We start from the raw sequence: 17,117 nt of genomic DNA, 5'->3' as shown, positions 1-17,117 counted from the left end.
CTGTCAAATGACCTTTTCGCCAATCATCCCCACCAAAAAACCCAGAGTAGCACCTAATGAAGGCACAAAACTCTTTTCCATTTTACTCTCTGGTGCAATGTCCTGAAAAATCAGGTAGAGAATCCCACCACTGGCAAAGACCATAAGGTAGGCTGTCATTTCTGGATAATCACTGAGAACAAAATGACCTAAAAGCGCCCCCAATACTCCAGAGAAACTAAGAAATGCAAATATGACCAGGGTTTTAGTGACACTAAAGCCACTCAAAACCATATCCCGGAAAGAATTAAATGCCTCGGGAAGGTTTTGAAGACCAATGAAAATAGCTAGTAAAGTACCGGTAGAAGGGTCGGTAGCAAAAATAGCTCCCAGTGCAATGGACTCGGGCACAAAATCCATCAGCATGGCCAACAAAGTGGCCATTTGCCCCCCTTTGGCTGCTAGTTTCTTATCAATAAAATAAAAGAGCATAGAACCCGCTATAAACGCAATGATCATCGGCCAAAGGGATAGTTGCTCCAGTCCCTTCGGAACCAAGACCAATCCCACAGCCGAAAGGATAATGCCTCCACCGAATGCCATCATGGTATGAGTGATCTCGTACTTTACCGGAGTCTCCTCCATGTGATGATTAAAGAAGTTGGCCAGTAAGCCACCAATGATCACGGTAATACCTGCAAAACCTGCGTATAAGAGAATTTCTAGTAGCATAACTTAAAGGTACTAACATCTGAAAAATCACATCTGAAGCCCCACGGTATAAGAAGTCCACAGTCTATACTGCCGAGCACCTAATGAACCACTTGCCAGGATCATTTCCAGACCAGTGGGTTCTGCCAATTCTTTCATCCATTCGCTGTTTAGATTCAAACCACCAAATACATACATACTGCTGGTAACTTTGAGACCAATTTCCGAATGCAGTACACTCAAAAGATTAAGTCGCTTTTCAAACTGTCTATCTCGATTTAGGTGCTGCACTCTGGCTCCGTAACTAACAAAAAAACGCTTATTGTTTGGATCAGCTGCTGACATGGATGACTTGTTGTAAAGTACCTGCTCAAATCCATAACCGATAGTCCATTTGTAAGGCGAAACGTATGCCCATTGGTTGTACCCAAAAATCAAGGCATTCTGATTCATTTTCTGGAATTTACTATTAATAGGCATTTTAGACTCTGTCCAGGTGCAGTTGCGGCAATTGCCCGTAGTGATCTCCAAATTAGTCCAAAAGAGGCTGTTGTTATAAATACGAACATGATTACCAGTAGACCCAATATTGATTAACCCAATCGGCACACCGTACTTTCCATTTCCCTGACCGCCTTGATAGGGACTACTGTGGTAAAAATTGACCAAGCCTACCTGAACTCCACGAAAACCTTTTGTTTTGTTAAACAACCCAAGCTGTAGTCCATCATTGGTCTTACTTAGATTAACCAAGCCAACCTGTACACCTCGTCTGGAGGTTGGCTGTACGGAATTGACTCCTGACAACATACCCGCACTATTCACCAAGGATAATTGAAGGCCATCCATTTCCCATTTTGCTCGATTAAAGCCTAGGGCCAGCTGCAAGCCTCGCGCACCATAGTTTACATTATTGGCCAAGCCAGCTATTTGTGTACCTCCAAAACTCTGACCGACATAATTGGCGAAACCTGCAAATTGAAAGACTTGCGCATTGCCATTATTAACATTCATACCCCCGGTCAACTGAAATCCCTGTACGTTATGACGAACAAAATTCATTAAGCCTGACAGTTGGATTCCTTTCAAATCGGAGCGTTCACCATCTCGATAGTACTGCTGTTCTTCTCCAAGCGTTAGGTTCACATAACTGTTACTCCCCACCACATTGGCCATTCCGGCAACCTGAATACCTCCACTTGATCGTGTATGTGTATTGGAAATGGACGCTATTTCAAACCAGTGGTTCCCTGCAGAAAGTCCACTCGTCAAGTTGATGGAAAACTTGTTAAAGTACATTGCAGAGGACAATCCATTGGTACTAACTCCAGGGAAAAACGAAAGCTGAAAAACACTTTCCTGATAAGGCAATCCTTTGAGCTGAGTATAAGCTTGAAAATGGAAGAACAGCAAAAAAGTTACCCCTAAGCCCACTTTGTGATGGGCATTTAGGTGAATCATGGTGGTAAGGTTTATTTAACACCTTAATAACCATTCACTTCCATAAAAATTGTATCACTAATGTTTGATGCCTACTCTTATTCCAACTTAAAATACAAATAGTCTATTACTAAACCACGAGAACATAGTTTATTCGCTTTCACAAATATAGATTACCCAATTATTGTATGGTATAATTCAATTATTTCGGTAAATATTGCAACATTTACAAAGGATTACACGTATAACCGTATATACAGATACAATCATCACTTCTTCAAGCTACTCAGCTTTTGAGATTTCCGATTTATTAGAAAGAAGCACGAGATCAAGGTCTACTTGTTTAACCTTTAAATGCCATAACTATGCTGACTTTTTTTGGAATATTGGCCTTATTGGCCGGAATTACTGTTTTCCTGATCTCACGAATCGATATCTCCATCCCGGCACTTGCCTGGATGAAGAAATTCAAAAAGGCTCAGGGATTTGTACTCATGTTCATCGGAGTGCTACTGATGCTGACGAACTCCTTGTTCTTCTTTGCAGACAGAGGTTTTAACTACCTGCTGGTATACCCTACTGGGCAAATGAGCGCAGTAATGGAGCAGGGTATTAAGTGGAGAGGATTTGCTAAAATCGACAAGTGGGAGAAGTACATCGATGTGAAGGTGGTCGGTCAGGGAATCGAAATAGACGAATCTGAGGTAAGTGGAGTGATGAAACCCATTCCACTGCGATTCATCGATCAGGTGACTGCTGCAGGATATGTGTCTACACGGTTTGAGTTGCCACGCGATGAAGAAAGCTTCATCAACCTGGCAGTGAAGTTCCGAACCATGAGCAATTTGGTAAACAACACGATTGTGCCTACGGTAAAGGAGCAACTGATCAACACGGCGTACATGTTTGCCGCACAGGATTACATCTCTGGTGAGGCACAGAGCTTCCGCCAAGCGTTTGAAGAGCAACTGAAAGGTGGAGCCTATGCAGTAGAGAAGATCGAAAAGCGGGATACGGTTTTCGCTCCAATAACGAACCTGGAAGATCGGGCCATCAAGGAGATTAAAACCTCCTATGAAGTGAAAAAGATCCTCGAAAATGGTGTCCCGAAGCGTATCCAACATGAGCTAAGTGAAAATGCGATTATCGTTTCGCAGGTCATCGTGGATAATGTGGAACTGGAAGCAACCTTTAAGCAGCGACTCGAAGCTCAACGTGACGAATCAGCGAAAAGACAGCTGGAGCAGCAAAAAGTAGAGACTGCTAAAGATGCACAGCAGCGAATCATTGCCGAGGGTGAGCGTGACAAAGCAGCAGAGCGTGTGGCTCAGGAAAAAGAGCAGGTCAAAGCGCTGATTGCCATCGAGACCAAGCTGAAGCAGGAAGAAACTAACAAGAAACTAGCTGCCATAGCTCTGGAAACGGAACGCCTAAATGCACAACGTAAAAAGGTTCAAGCCGATGCTGATGCATATGAAATCGCTAAGAAAGTAACCGCTGGTATCACTCCAGAGGTAAAACTGAAAATGGAGCTAGACCGGGATGTAAAAGTGGCTGCAGAGATCGCCAAAATCAAATTCCCAGAAACCATGATCATCGGTGGTGATGATGGTGGAGGCACTCCTCTTGAGAGTCTGATAGGTGCGGCAATGGCCAAACAACTCAGAACCTCTAAAAGCGAAGGAGGATTCTAAATCCAACAACCAGGCGTTTGCCGCCTATAATGAAGTCCTGACGATCAATGTCAGGATTTTATAACCCTGGCAGAGATGTCGGGGTTTTTTATTGATTTTTTCTCAGGCTGGAAACTTCCTCTCTCAACGCCCGGAGCTCAGATAAGACCAGATCCATCTGATCCTGGCTGTACGAATTGCCACCTTCCGCCATGACTTTTTTCTTACGTTTCTTATCAGCTTTTAGCTTAACCGTCTCAGCGATCATTTTCTCGTGCACCTGTGAAGTGAGTACCGCCACGAAGATGTTGAAACTAATGATAGCGGTAAAAATCACAAAACTGATAAAGTACCCTTTGACCATCCACGCCTGGTACAGATTGGAACTGGTCGCATTCATTACTTCGGTCCACCCATCCAGGGTCATCAACTGAAACAGAGTCATCAAAGCCCCCGGTAGAGTGGAAAAATCTGCCATCCCAAAATCTTTGTGCTCAAACAAGTAAACACCTATGATCGAGTAGATGTAAATCAGGATACCTAGCAGCAACACAAAAGAGAATACCGTAGGAATGATGCTAATAATCCGTTTCTCCACATTCTTTAACTCATTGCTGACTTCTAGCAGACGGAATATCCTGAGGATTCTAAACAAACGACTCACGATCAAAAACTCTGGATGTTCCACAATGTGCTTGAACAAACTGATGGTGGTAAAGAGCACGATTAGAAAATCAAACCAGTTCCAGAAGCCGACTTCATCCACTCGTATTTGATACTCACCATCTTCATTTTTGACGCGCTTAAAAAGCCCAAAAAATCGAAAAAGATTACCTGTCGCAAGAACCCTGACGAGCAACTCCACCAAAAAGAAAATGGAGAAAAAGACATCAAATCCAATAAATAGTCTGTTACTGGCCGGATAATAGGTTTCTATTCCCAGGAGAATGGAACAGGAAATGATGGCCCATACTACCGCATTTCTGAAAGTATTGGTTTGAAGAAACCTGTTTGCTGCTTTTTGAATGATCATTCCGGTGGAATTTTTTTTCGCCAAAATAATCAATTCTAGATTTTCACAAACCTAACTCTGACCTTCCCACAAGTCTTCATAGGAATAAGGCGAGCCATTGTTCACCCAGATGGATCCATCGATGAAGCGGTGCCCTGACTGAATACCATTGATGTGTTCTAGTTCCTGATCACTTAATTGAAGCTTAGCAGCCTCCAGGTTCTCGCCAATTCGTTTTTCGTTCGTAGACTTGGGTATCACAGCAATTCCCCGATGCATAGACCAACTTATGAGCACTTGCGCTGGAGTTGCGTCATGGGCCTCTGCTATTTTCTCAATAACCGGTTGTTCCAATAGTAACGGCTCATTGTCCGCTTTGATCCGAGCAGGACGATCCATAGAGCCCAGCGGTGAATAGGCCGTCATATTGATTCCCTTGGCCTTGCAGTAGTCCACTAGTTTCTGTTGAGGTAGGAATGGATGCATTTCTACCTGATTCATCTCCGGAAATGCCAGTCTACCTAAAACCTCCAAATTGCTGCTATTGAAATTACTCACCCCTATATGCCGGATCAAATTTCGCTCTTTGGTGTCGAGCATGGCTTCCCAGGTTTCCTCCAGAGGCACTTCTTCTAAAGTATAAAAATCAGATGCTTTGGATGGAAACCCTGCACCTTCCTTCATGGCTATTGGCCAGTGCATGAGGTATAGATCCACATAGTCCAGCCTCAAATCTGAGAGGGTTTTCTGTAGTGCCGGAACCACTGCATTCTTTTTATGCGCCGTATTCCATAACTTAGAAGTTACCCACAGCTCTTCTCGTTTCACATCGCCTGCACTGAACGCATCAGCAAACGCCTCTCCAATTTCAGCTTCATTCCCATACACGGCCGCACAGTCTATGTGTCGATAGCCCACCTCTATGGCTCTGCGCACAGCGTTGTAGACCAACCCCCGATCAGACTTCCAGGTGCCCAAACCAAGCATTGCCATTTTATCTTTATTATCGAATATGATATCTTTCATCTTGAATTCATTTTTAATTGTAATTTAGTAACCACTCCCGCCTATTAACGTTTGGATAAACCTTTAATACTTGACTAGATTAAGTTATGATCAAATGCCTGGCTATAGACGATGATGTGTTGTTCTTGAAATTACTCAAGGTTTTCTTTGAAGACATGAATTCCGCTGAGTTAATTTCTACTTATTCCAATCCTGTGGAGGGTATTATGGCTTGTGTCAAGGAACGTCCTGATGTATTGCTCCTGGATCTCGAAATGCCTTACCTGGATGGGATTGAAGCGCTGGAGACACTCGACTCTCCACCAAAAGTAATCGTCATCTCTGGACACCTCGAAGGTACGGATGCGGTACAAATCCCTGTGGACAAGTTTATCAGCAAATCCGAAATCAAATCAGCAGCCTTTCTGGAGCAAGCCATCAATGAAGTATTATAAAAAAACCCTCTCCTGAGTTCAGAAGAGGGTTTGCAAGCAAAGAGTTAAAGATTTGTTTTGTACTATTTCAAAGGTAATTGACAGAGGGCAAACTTCCTAATTTGCACTAATCGCCATCAATAAGTCACTCTGTGTGACGATATGCACCTTGTTTTCTTCATCTCTTACCAGTAAGGCACTTGCATTCTTACGAATAAGAGATGAAAGGACATCCACCGTATTATCCATGCCTACAAACTGAAATGGGGGCTCCATGATCTCACTCACAGCAGCATTTTTGATGTCAGGATTATCCAACAGGCTCTTCAATACTTTGGTGTCATTCAGACTGCCTACAAAATCACCTTTTGCATCCACTACAGGCACCTGATCGATACCGTTCTGATTCATCGTCAGGATGGCCTCTCCTACTTTCACATCTTGCTGGATGGTTTTGAGTTCACCAGAACCATTTCTTCCCTGGATAATATCTTTAGCCGTGGCAAACTTTCTTGACTCCAAAAATCCATGGTCTTTCATCCAGTTATCATTGTATACTTTGCCCAGGTAGCGTGTGCCATGATCTGGTAACAAGATCACCATCACATCATCCTCTTTCAGGTTTTCTTTGGCAAACTCCAGTGCACCGTGCACTGCAGAGCCACACGACCACCCAATGAAAAGTCCCTCTTCCCTGGCCAGCCTTCTGGCCATCACTGCTCCGTCCTTATCGGTCACTTTCACTATGTGATCGATCATGTCGAAATCAACATTTTTCGGAAGGATATCCTCACCAATCCCCTCAGTTAGGTATGGATAGATCTCCTGCTCATCGAAGACTCCCGTTTCTTTGTACTTTTTGAACACAGAACCGTACGAGTCAATAGCCACTGAAACAACCCCAGCGTTTTGTTCTTTGAGGTATTTGGACGTACCGCAGATGGTTCCGCCAGTACCCATTCCCGCCGCATAATGCGTTATTTTCCCCTCCGTATCTCTCCAGATTTCGGGTCCGGTAGACTCATAGTGAGCAGCAGTATTGGATACGTTATCGTATTGATTGGGATAAAAGGAGTTAGGAATGTCTTTGTTGAGCTGCTTAGCCACCGAATAGTAAGATCTCGGATCCTCAGGTGGCACGTTGGTGGGACATACGATCACCTCCGCACCCACTGCACGTAGAATATCGATTTTTTCCTGAGACTGTTTGTCAGCTAATGTAAAAATGCATTTATACCCTTTGGCCTGAGCCACTAGCGCCAATCCCATTCCCGTATTTCCAGAGGTACCTTCGATGATGGTACCACCAGGCTTCAAAACCCCTTCCTTTTCAGCATCTTCGATCATTTTCAAAGCGATCCGATCTTTCACTGAGTTGCCGGGATTGAAATATTCTACCTTTACCAGAATCGTCCCTTTGATCCCTTTGTTGACGCTGTTCAGTTTTACAAGAGGAGTATCACCAATGGTTTCTATCAGGGTATTGTAATAACGCATGCGAGTGTTTGATTTTATTTTGCGCAAAATTAAAGAAAAGCAGCACCACCCACACCGGATTGCATTCTTTTTCCACATCTTCCAATCAAATTGGCCGGAAGTCGGTTAACTCTAATGAATATGGAAAGATCTAGTGAAAACTCGAAAGCGAAAAAACTAAATGTGCATCTCAGGAACCTGCAGCTGACAGACTATCCTCAGGTCCGTGAAATCATGGAGCGAGTCTATGAAGGCGTGGAAGATCCCTACTGGGAAAAAATGGACATCAAGCGACTGCTAAAAGTCTTTCCAGAAGGTCAACTCTGCATCGAAGTGGAAGGCAAAATGGTGGCCGCAGCGTTGGCTATTATTGTGGATTATTCCAAATTCGGAGACAACCACACCTACAACAAAATCACCGGCAATGAGTCGTTTAGCACCCACGATCCTGACGGGAACGTACTCTATGGAATAGATGTATTCGTGCACCCGGACTACAGGGGAATGCGCCTCGGGCGTAGGCTATATGACGGCAGGAAGGAGCTTTGTGAAAATCTCAACCTAAAGTCCATCGTGGCAGGTGGTAGGATCCCCAACTATGCAGATTATGCCGATGAAATGACTCCTCGTCAGTACATTGATGCAGTGAAGATTCGAGAAATTCACGATCCCATTCTCAACTTTCAGATTAGCAACGACTTTCACGTTAAGAAGATATTAAAAAACTACCTGCCGGGAGACTCGCGCTCCAAGGACTATGCCACACTACTGGAGTGGAACAATATCTACTATCAGGAAAAAGAGCAGCTGATCAATGCTCCCAGAACGTATATCCGCGTAGGGCTTGTACAGTGGCAAATGCGGCCGCTGCGTAACATTGAAGCCCTGGTCGAACAGATGGAGTATTTCATTGATGCGTTTGGTGATTACCAGTCAGATTTCATCCTGTTTCCAGAGTTATTCAATGCGCCGCTCATGGCTGAGTTCAACCACCTCGGCGAACCAGAAGCTATCCGTGGACTAGCCAAGTACACCCAGTTATTGCGAGAAAAGTTTACCGAATTCGCAGTAGCCTACAATGTCAACATCATTGCTGGATCCATGCCCGAAATTCGCGATGAGACACTCTACAACGTATCCTATTTGTGCCGAAGAGATGGCTCCTGGGACAGCTACGAAAAAATCCACATCACTCCATCTGAGCAGAATAGCTGGGGTATGACTGGCGGTGATAAAGTAAAAGTATTTGATACCGACGCTGGAAAGATAGGTATTACCATTTGCTACGACGTGGAGTTTCCTGAGATCTCCAGACTCTATGCCGAGCAGGGGATGCAAATCCTCTTCGTACCGTTTTTGACAGATACTCAAAATGGATTCAACCGGGTGCGATACTGTGCCCAGGCTCGGGCGATTGAGAATGAATGCTATGTGGCTATAGCTGGATGCGTGGGTAACTTACCCAAGGTCAACAATATGGACATCCAATACGCACAAAGTGCGATTTTCACCCCCTCGGACTTTGCCTTCCCCACCAATGCCATCAAAGCAGAAGCGACTCCAAACACGGAAATGACCGTAATCGGAGACCTGGATTTGGAACTACTCAAAGAGCTTCACGAGTTCGGCAGTGTGAGAAATCTTAAAGACAGAAGATTGGATTTATACAACATCAAATTGAAGAAATGAGTGAAAATACCCAATTCGGGGTATTGCTTTCGTAGCAATAATTGCCGACCTTTATATTCGATTGAGTACACACATACTTCTTCAATCCTCTTCAGATTACGCGCCATACGACCCGGCGCGTAATTTTTTTTTGCTCATTAATAGATGAAAAAGCTTCTAACTCTACCAGCGCTCCTACTCTACAGCTTACTATCCAGTGCTCAAACCTATCCTAACCTACTGCAGGACAAAGCAAAAAACACGGATGAGGATAACCTCATTTTCAAACCGGGCACACAGATTTATTACCACTGTGTCTTTGCACAGAAGCCTGAAGACACCATCATCGTCACCCTATCGGTCTTATCCCTTAAAAAGAGAGAGAAAACTGAAAAGAAACAGACTGAAATAGGTTTTACATTCTCCAATGCTCTGAATCGTCTGGAACAAACAGGGATAGTAGAAAACGAAACCAATCTATGGATTCATCCGCCAAGAACTGGCATCTTTAAGATCCTTGAACTTTATCCTTACCCATATCTCAAACATTCCACTGATTATTGGCAAGATATGATGATTATTGGTGGACATTGGATAGACTCCATTGACAACAAAGAAAAAATCAGGCTTGATTTTCAATATGAAAATACTGAAAGTAAATCCATTGAAACTCCATTTGGAGAATTGACATGTACAGTGACCGAATCTCAATCGACAAGCTCACTCGGAACATACCGTCTAACCAGCTATTATCACCCCTCCTATGGTTTCGTCAGACTAAGGTATCATGTTGCACAGAATACCACTGTGGACTTCTGGTTAACAGAGATCAAATCAATTGAACCCATAAAGAATCCAATTGACTTGCTTATAAAAGGTCCGTGAATCACCACAGTTGATGCACCTCTGACTTGATGTATTCGTCATAGATCTTCTTCACCGATTTCATCTGATCCTCATTAAAGTCTGGCAAATTGATCGCTTCGATATTGGAGATCACCTGCTCCGGCTTGCTGGCTCCTGGTATCACCGTACTCACCGAGTCAAATGCTAAGATCCACTTCAGAGCATATTTATAAAGCTCCCGATCTCCAAATAAGGTTTTCAGTTCATCCACAGCCTTCAGACCCAGGTCCAATGGAACGCCCGAAAAAGTCTCTCCCTTGTCAAATACTTCACCATTCCGATTGAAGTGACGGTGATCGTTGGGGGCAAAGGTTCGGTCAGAGGTCATTTTACCAGACAGTAGGCCACTGGCCAATGGTACACGAGCGATCACCCCTATACCGCGTTCTTTCAGCATTGGCAGCAAAGAATCCGCAGGCTTTTGACGAAACATGTTGAAGATAATCTGCATAGACTCTACTACTTCATAGGTGGCCGCCATCTCAGCCTCCTCTACCTTTTCTACACTAACTCCAAAGTGACGAACCTTACCCGAACTGCGGATATCTTCTAGCTTCTGAAAGATCTCCTGGTATTCGTAAACCGGTGTAGGTGGACAGTGCAGCTGAACCAAATCCAGGTAATCCAGCCCGGTGTTTTTCAACGCCTGATTGACATAGTCTTCCAACACTTCGGGTGTATAATTTTCTGCCACATGGGGATTTATCCGTCGCCCTATTTTCGTGGCGATGTAGAGCTTATCCCGATCTGCTTTTACATACTCACCTACCGCTCGCTCACTTTGCTGCTCGTCGTACACATCTGCGGTATCTAAAAAATTGACACCATGATCCAGCGCCGTTTGGATGATCTGATCAGCCACTTTTCGGTCGAAAGCGCCGCCCCAGCCGCCACCAACCTGCCAGGTGCCTAATGAAATCTCAGAAATCTCTAATCCGGTTCGTCCTAAGGTTCTATACTTCATTGCATTGTCTGTTTACTTCATACAATATTAGCAACTGCATAATTGTTTGGTGGTTCTGGTAAACAAAGTATTCCCTAGTTTTGAGGAATTAATCTAAAAAACCCATGATCAAACGCCTCGCCATCTTCTGTGGATCCAGCACAGGACACAACACCCTCTACCAACACGAAGCACAAGCGGTAGGAAAACTCCTGGCTGAAAGGGGAATAGAATTGGTCTATGGGGGCGGAAAGATTGGCCTCATGGGAGCTGCAGCAGATGCCTGCCTGGAACATGGCGGGAAAGTGATCGGAGTAATTCCTGAAAAACTGATGACTGCAGAAGTGGGCCATACCGGGGTAACCAAGCTCCATGTGGTGAAAACGATGCACGAACGCAAAGCCATGATGGCTCAGCTATCCGACGGATTCATCGCCCTGCCAGGAGGAATCGGCACACTGGAAGAGATCATCGAGGTGTTCACCTGGCACCAGATCGGCTATCATGACAAACCGTGTGCTTTCTTAAATACGGGCGGCTACTACGACAAACTGTTTGACTTCATCGATCATTCTGTCAGTGAGGGCTTTCTCTCCAAAACACAACGAGATGAACTGATCATTAGTGATCAGATTGAAGAGTTGTTAGTGACAATGGGCGTTGTGGATTGATTTAAAGGATGTCACACAGATTTCTACTGACTTAAGCGTCCTGATATTCTCGATCAGATTCACGGGTCTTCTTAATGATTTGAAGGAGTTGTGCAACAGCTACAACTGTTATCTCTCGTTGATTTCAGTTTTCAATTTCTCTTCTAGGGAGTCAAGAACCAAATTAAGAAGGATTATATCTCTCTGTTTTTCACGTACATAAATACTATACATTAGAAGAGATCTCTTAAATGCTTCATTTTTCACTAGTTCGTGATATTTTTCACCAAGTGGGAAGTCTCCCATTACTAAGTTGCCATATGAGTCTCCAGTTTCTTTAAATCTCTTATTGTCATTTTTCCAACTGTTATTTAAGTCGGTCAAAATATCCTTATTTAAAATATCTATGAATTTTGCCTGACTAGGAGGCTCAAAATCGAATTGAGAAGCTGATACAACCAAATATTGACTTATTGAGAAAAGAAGAGACTTATCCTTAATTAGCGTTCTAATCTTAGTCATTTCTGGTTCGTTGCTACCTGTTAGAACTTGCCAATCTGACAAATGTATCAGTTCCAAGTTCTGGTCAACGAGGCGTACACTTGATTTTAATAAATTGGCGATTGAGGTTTCTTGAACCAAATTCCCATTTAGGATGGAGTCCATTGTTTGTAACCGTATATTAAAAACGGAATCCGTATAAGCCCAACTTTTTCGCTCCCATTCAATATCATCTAAAATTGAGTTTAGAATTTCTGTTTTCTTTTCTTCTCGTTCGCGATTTTCTTTCCAGTCGTCAATTGCAAAGGTTACAGTTAGACCTAGAATGATAATAATGAGTTCGAGAACAAAAAATTGAATGTTTTTCTTTATTGAATCTTTCATCAGGTTGCAATTATGACAGATAACGTCTAACTAAAATGAGTGCGCCTGCACTCTACTAGGAATCATAAGTATCTATATAGCTTCTCGCTATCTACGAAGAAAGTAAGCGAATTCATTTTGATCTAATGTTGTGGGGAGTTCTTCCATTTAGCAGACATTTTCTCAAGATATTTCTGCTCCTCCTCCAAGGTCATATCTTGAATGTCTTTGTTGAACTTATCCCTGATTGCTCTCAGCTTCTTCACAATGCCTTTTTGTGTTTTGATTTTTTCCTTAATCATATCTCTCAATTTCTTTAGGTGTTCGTATCTCAATCGTGTTGTAGCCCATTAGTAGGTTAATTCCATTATACCCACGTATTCGGTCAAGGTTCACAATGTGTTTAAAGTTCCAACTCACTAAAACATCCGCTTTTGCAAGTGTCGCTATTGCAATGTGTTGACAATCAGCTCTGCTCGTTCGTCCAACAACATTCTCATCTATGTATTTATTGGCTAATTTTCTTGCCTCTTCTGTGAGTTCCACAAATACCTGTTGTTCACGAGGTATCTGATTAAGGAGTTCCCTAACCTCATCAGGAGCACCTGCCAGTTCGGCTATTAGAAGTCTTGAGACAAATATTTGGATTCGTTCATCAATTATCCGCTCGAAAAAAGGAATGGTGTTATCCGAAAACTCATCGTCAAAGTATCCTCCAAAAACCGATGTGTCCAAATATGCTGACTTGATCATATTCAAAGGTACGACAAATCACTATACCTTTACCACTGGCACATATTCCTCACAACGCACCTATGATGAGTGGGGATTAGAAAGCACTAACCTCTCGTCTCGCACATAGCCACGCCTACGCGGCCCGGCCTTGATATAGATTTAAAACTTCGGTCGCGCAGACGTGGCGGACTTTCTCCCAAAGGGATTGTAAGCTTCCCTAAAAATAGGACTGTTTGAAAGGCGACAAAAATTGTACATTTAAACAGTCAAGATGAAAAAGCGAAGAATATCAGAGGCGCAGATAGTCAAAGCGCTCAAGGAACATGAATCAGGCAGAGATCAAGAGAGCATCTGCCGTGAATATGGCATCCATAAGTCTACCCTCTATAACTGGAAAAAGAAATACGGAGGTATGGAAGCCAATGAGTTAAAGAAACTCAAGGAGTTGGAAGAGGAAAACAGACGCTTGAAACAGATGTTTGCCGACTTAAGTTTGGACCATCAAATACTGAAAGACGTACTGTCGGGAAAGATCTAAAGCCCTGCATTAAAAGGGAGAAGGCTGACATCATCAGAGAACGTTTTACTGTTGGTGTTGGCAGGGCTTGTAGGATACTGAGCCTATCCAAATCAATGTATTATTATCAGAGCAGAAAGGATGATCATGAGGTGATTGATGTCCTTAATCGATTAGCTGACAAACACCCTACAGAAGGGTTTTGGCAGCTGTTCGACAGGCTTAGGAAACAAGGTCACCCCTGGAATCACAAACGTGTATATCGAGTCTATAAATCGATCGGAATGAACTTGAAGCGAAAGCGTAAAAGAAGGCTTCCAGCGAGAGTTAAGCAACCATTGGAAGTTCCTGCATCACCTAACCATACATGGTCAGCAGATTTCGTTTCCGATAGCTTGATTACTGGACGGAAGTTTAGAGCTTTTAATCTCATTGATGATTTTAACCGTGAAATACTGGCCATTGAAATCGATACTTCTTTACCTGCTGAAAGGATCATTAGAGTCCTTGAAAAGACTATTTTCTGGAGAGGTAAACCACAACGAATCCGAACAGATAATGGCCCTGAGTTCATTTCCAACACACTGAAGAATTGGTGTCAGGAAAAGCATATTGAATTAGCTTATATCCAGCCTGGAAAACCGATGCAGAACAGCTATATAGAAAGGTTTAATGGAACTTACAGAAGAGATATACTGGATGCTTATTTATTTGATTCACTTGAATCGGTAAGGAAGAAGACCAGTGAATTTGCTGAAGACTATAACCTAGTCAGAGGGCATGATTCCCTGAGCAAACTATCTCCCGTTCAGTATCTGAAATACCAAACTAAGAATGAAAACTACCAGAATGAATTTTGTAAATATTTAGAGAATTAGTCTATTTGATCCCAGTCCTAATAATGGGGAGGTTACACCAATGAGCTAACTCATCTTCAGTTTTCAAATAACCAATAAGTGACGGGAATAATTTTTGAATATGAGTTTTCGTGATATTTAGTTTTCCGATGATCAATAATATGTTTCCGAATAGATCAGAAACTTTCCATTTATAGCTGTAGTTGCTCATACTCTCCAGAATCAAGTTAGGGCGATAAGGGTCGTTGAAAATTCCTTTAGAATAAAATGAACTGAGAAAACCATTTGCTCTTGTCAAATAATCCTCTAGCCCCTCTTCATCAATATCTATTGATTCTACTTTTTCAAGTAACTTTTGTAAGTCTTGATGGGACAAATGAATAGTTGCTTCTGTTAAATAGAAACAATTAAACCTTTCGAGCCCAGCTCCTTTTGTGAGAAAGCTAAATATTAATCCTTCAAAAACCTGTTTAAAAATATTCTTGTAATCTGTGAAAATATCGTAGATAAGAAAATTTCTATTTACAAAGGAGTAAATAAGCATATACTGATGATGTAGACCTTCTACATCTGATCTACCTCCAGAACCACCATTATCGAGTAAATTTTTTGTGCTTTTAATTTGACTTACAATTTCAGCAACTTTCTTCTCAACATCTCTAATGAGTTTCCCTTCTTTTATTTCCAAAAGGTACTGCCTTACCTCTCCATCTACATGAATATCCACTTCATTGGAGATTACTTTATCAATATCAATTCCTCTTATGTATTTTAAGATTTCTCCTCTGTCTTCCAAATCATAATCACGAACTAAGTTGTGCAAATACTTCAAGTTTAACTTCGACAGGAAGTAATCGACTTCATAACCCGATTTATTCTTGCAGGATTTTTCTATGTTTCTGAGAATTTGATATGTCTTTTTGTAATTATCCGAAGCGAGTATATAATTTCCATAAGCAAATTCAAAAGTGTCGTAAAGAGGATTGTTAAATGCAGACTTTACTCTAGTAAGCAAATCAGCAATATCTAATTTGCGATATGTACAGCTTATGCAGTTGCATGATGAATTTGAAATGATAAAAATGTCCTTGCAAAACCCTTCTTGATCTGTAAAATGGAATTGGTGTCGGATGCCGAAACCTATCGTTGATTTATTTCTTTTTTCGATTTTTTTGTAATCCTCGACGGCAGATATTTTATAAATCATTGAATGATTTAGGAATCGAAATATAAATTCAAGTTTTTGGTAATAATCGCTGACCAGCTCTTCTAATTCACTTTCAAGATTCGTACCTATTTTGATTCTGGTGCCATCTATTTCAATTTCTTTGAGCAGTTTATAAATTTTCGGATTAATCGAAAAAAGTTCGTTCCTTTCATAATGCCAGACATATTCTTCCAAAATGTTAAATGGGTGAATGTTGGCGATCAAATTGGGGTCTACAAATCCGAATTGATCAAATTTCTTTAGTGCTTGGTACATTTCGTCCAAGACATGTTCAGATATATTTGAATCAAGTTTTAGATTGTTGACTTTATGAAGAAGTCTATCCGTTTGCGATTCATTTTTACTAATCAAACGATCCTTATGAAATAGAAAGATTAGCTCTTTCAATTTCCTCTCTTCAATAAGCTCTTCAATCAGATATGACTGATACTTTCCTTGACCAGATGGATAGTGATAGAATCTTATTTCTTTAAAATTGCTTACAATGACCCATTTACACGAGTGACCCGTTTTGCTACCATAATTAAATGCTTGATCTATTGGGGTACTCTTGAATGTTTCTCGATTTTGTTTTTCATCCAATCCCTTATCCGAACCTTTTATTTCAACTACGGCATGTACTTCTGGGGAAATCTCTTTCTCAATAAGTCTGAAAAAACCTAATGCTGCATCAGCCTTCGTTGCGTCAATATTAGATTTTTGTTCAAGTCGAAGCATGTAGAAAGAGGAATTGCCATAATTGTAACCCAGGATTTCTCCAAAGAAATCATTTATAAATTGAGGTCTTATTGATTCTTCTTTCTCTGCAGAAATCCTCCCAATTGATAACATCTCAGTCCAATTCTTAACTATCTCCTTTTTTTCAGAAATTTTAGGGTCTTGATGTAAGTTGAACTTACTCAAGTATTTGGTTAAAATATTAGAAGTGAAAAGCTCTTTCATATCCTAAATATAACGGTTTAAGAGCCTTGTATTTAAAGAATGTGTGACTCGTGACAATTTTTTTTTGCAGCTCGTTT

At 41.8% G+C, this 17,117-nt stretch carries 16 protein-coding genes; 6 read left to right on the top strand and 10 right to left on the bottom strand.

The window, feature by feature from the left end; genetic code table 11:
- Window positions 1-3: 3 nt before the first annotated feature.
- A complete protein-coding gene (locus tag ACO067_RS17345) occupies window positions 4-711 on the bottom strand; it encodes a ZIP family metal transporter (RefSeq protein WP_421876336.1) in 708 nt (235 codons plus the stop codon).
- 27 nt (window positions 712-738) lie between these two features.
- Complete coding sequence (locus ACO067_RS17340) at window positions 739-2,151, bottom strand: LA_2272 family surface repeat-containing protein (RefSeq protein ID WP_421876334.1); 1,413 nt, start codon at window positions 2,149-2,151, stop codon at window positions 739-741.
- A 344-nt stretch (window positions 2,152-2,495) separates the two neighbouring features.
- On the opposite strand from ACO067_RS17340, the gene ACO067_RS17335 reads away from it, so the two are divergent.
- Entirely contained in the window at window positions 2,496-3,824 is a 1,329-nt protein-coding gene (locus ACO067_RS17335) for a hypothetical protein (RefSeq protein ID WP_421876332.1), read from the top strand.
- A gap of 88 nt (window positions 3,825-3,912) precedes the next feature.
- Here the strand turns inward: ACO067_RS17335 and ACO067_RS17330 are convergent, their stop codons facing one another.
- Both ACO067_RS17330 and ACO067_RS17325 read right to left on the bottom strand, forming a co-directional pair.
- A complete protein-coding gene (locus ACO067_RS17330) occupies window positions 3,913-4,836 on the bottom strand; it encodes an ion transporter (RefSeq protein ID WP_421876330.1) in 924 nt (307 codons plus the stop codon).
- A gap of 51 nt (window positions 4,837-4,887) precedes the next feature.
- Window positions 4,888-5,841, bottom strand: coding sequence for an aldo/keto reductase (locus ACO067_RS17325; protein WP_421876328.1), 954 nt, complete (start codon window positions 5,839-5,841; stop codon window positions 4,888-4,890).
- An 86-nt stretch (window positions 5,842-5,927) separates the two neighbouring features.
- Here ACO067_RS17325 and ACO067_RS17320 point away from each other — a divergent pair, with 86 nt between their 5' ends.
- Complete coding sequence (locus ACO067_RS17320; protein WP_421876326.1) at window positions 5,928-6,275, top strand: LytR/AlgR family response regulator transcription factor; 348 nt, start codon at window positions 5,928-5,930, stop codon at window positions 6,273-6,275.
- A gap of 96 nt (window positions 6,276-6,371) precedes the next feature.
- Here ACO067_RS17320 and ACO067_RS17315 read toward each other — a convergent pair whose 3' ends face one another.
- Window positions 6,372-7,751, bottom strand: coding sequence for a cystathionine beta-synthase (locus tag ACO067_RS17315; protein WP_421876324.1), 1,380 nt, complete (start codon window positions 7,749-7,751; stop codon window positions 6,372-6,374).
- Window positions 7,752-7,871: 120 nt separating this feature from the next.
- On the opposite strand from ACO067_RS17315, the gene ACO067_RS17310 reads away from it, so the two are divergent.
- Window positions 7,872-9,419: a GNAT family N-acetyltransferase gene (locus ACO067_RS17310; protein ID WP_421876322.1), complete on the top strand. Its 1,548-nt coding sequence runs from the start codon at window positions 7,872-7,874 to the stop codon at window positions 9,417-9,419.
- A 144-nt stretch (window positions 9,420-9,563) separates the two neighbouring features.
- The gene (locus ACO067_RS17305) at window positions 9,564-10,283 is read left to right on the top strand and encodes a hypothetical protein (protein ID WP_421876320.1); all 720 of its coding nucleotides are present in this window, start codon (window positions 9,564-9,566) and stop codon (window positions 10,281-10,283) included.
- Between the two features lies 1 nt (window position 10,284).
- Here ACO067_RS17305 and ACO067_RS17300 read toward each other — a convergent pair whose 3' ends face one another.
- A complete protein-coding gene (locus ACO067_RS17300) occupies window positions 10,285-11,268 on the bottom strand; it encodes an aldo/keto reductase (protein WP_421876318.1) in 984 nt (327 codons plus the stop codon).
- A 104-nt stretch (window positions 11,269-11,372) separates the two neighbouring features.
- Here ACO067_RS17300 and ACO067_RS17295 point away from each other — a divergent pair, with 104 nt between their 5' ends.
- Window positions 11,373-11,918, top strand: coding sequence for a TIGR00730 family Rossman fold protein (locus tag ACO067_RS17295; RefSeq protein WP_421876316.1), 546 nt, complete (start codon window positions 11,373-11,375; stop codon window positions 11,916-11,918).
- A gap of 108 nt (window positions 11,919-12,026) precedes the next feature.
- Here ACO067_RS17295 and ACO067_RS17290 read toward each other — a convergent pair whose 3' ends face one another.
- From ACO067_RS17290 to ACO067_RS17280, 3 genes are all read right to left on the bottom strand, one after another.
- Window positions 12,027-12,782 carry a hypothetical protein gene (locus ACO067_RS17290; protein ID WP_421876314.1) on the bottom strand — a complete coding sequence of 252 codons (756 nt, stop codon included), beginning with the start codon at window positions 12,780-12,782 and terminating at the stop codon, window positions 12,027-12,029.
- Between the two features lie 122 nt (window positions 12,783-12,904).
- Window positions 12,905-13,063: a hypothetical protein gene (locus ACO067_RS17285; RefSeq protein ID WP_421876312.1), complete on the bottom strand. Its 159-nt coding sequence runs from the start codon at window positions 13,061-13,063 to the stop codon at window positions 12,905-12,907.
- Entirely contained in the window at window positions 13,056-13,514 is a 459-nt protein-coding gene (locus ACO067_RS17280; protein ID WP_421876310.1) for a hypothetical protein, read from the bottom strand. Before ACO067_RS17280 ends, ACO067_RS17285 begins: the two co-directional genes overlap by 8 nt.
- Before the next feature lie 253 nt (window positions 13,515-13,767).
- Between ACO067_RS17280 and ACO067_RS17275 the strand changes: the two genes are divergently transcribed.
- Window positions 13,768-14,891 (top strand): IS3 family transposase gene (locus ACO067_RS17275; protein ID WP_421869815.1). Its coding sequence is split into 2 segments (ribosomal slippage): window positions 13,768-14,023 and window positions 14,023-14,891, totalling 1,125 coding nucleotides; the frame shifts between segments, so codons are not numbered across the junction.
- 1 nt (window position 14,892) lies between these two features.
- Here ACO067_RS17275 and ACO067_RS17270 read toward each other — a convergent pair.
- Window positions 14,893-17,040 carry a hypothetical protein gene (locus ACO067_RS17270; protein WP_421876309.1) on the bottom strand — a complete coding sequence of 716 codons (2,148 nt, stop codon included), beginning with the start codon at window positions 17,038-17,040 and terminating at the stop codon, window positions 14,893-14,895.
- Window positions 17,041-17,117 lie beyond the last annotated feature (77 nt).

Source organism: Marinoscillum sp. (assembly GCF_965229915.1).
Classification (GTDB): Bacteria; Bacteroidota; Bacteroidia; order Cytophagales; family Cyclobacteriaceae; genus Marinoscillum.
This window is presented reverse-complemented; position numbering and strand designations above follow the sequence as displayed.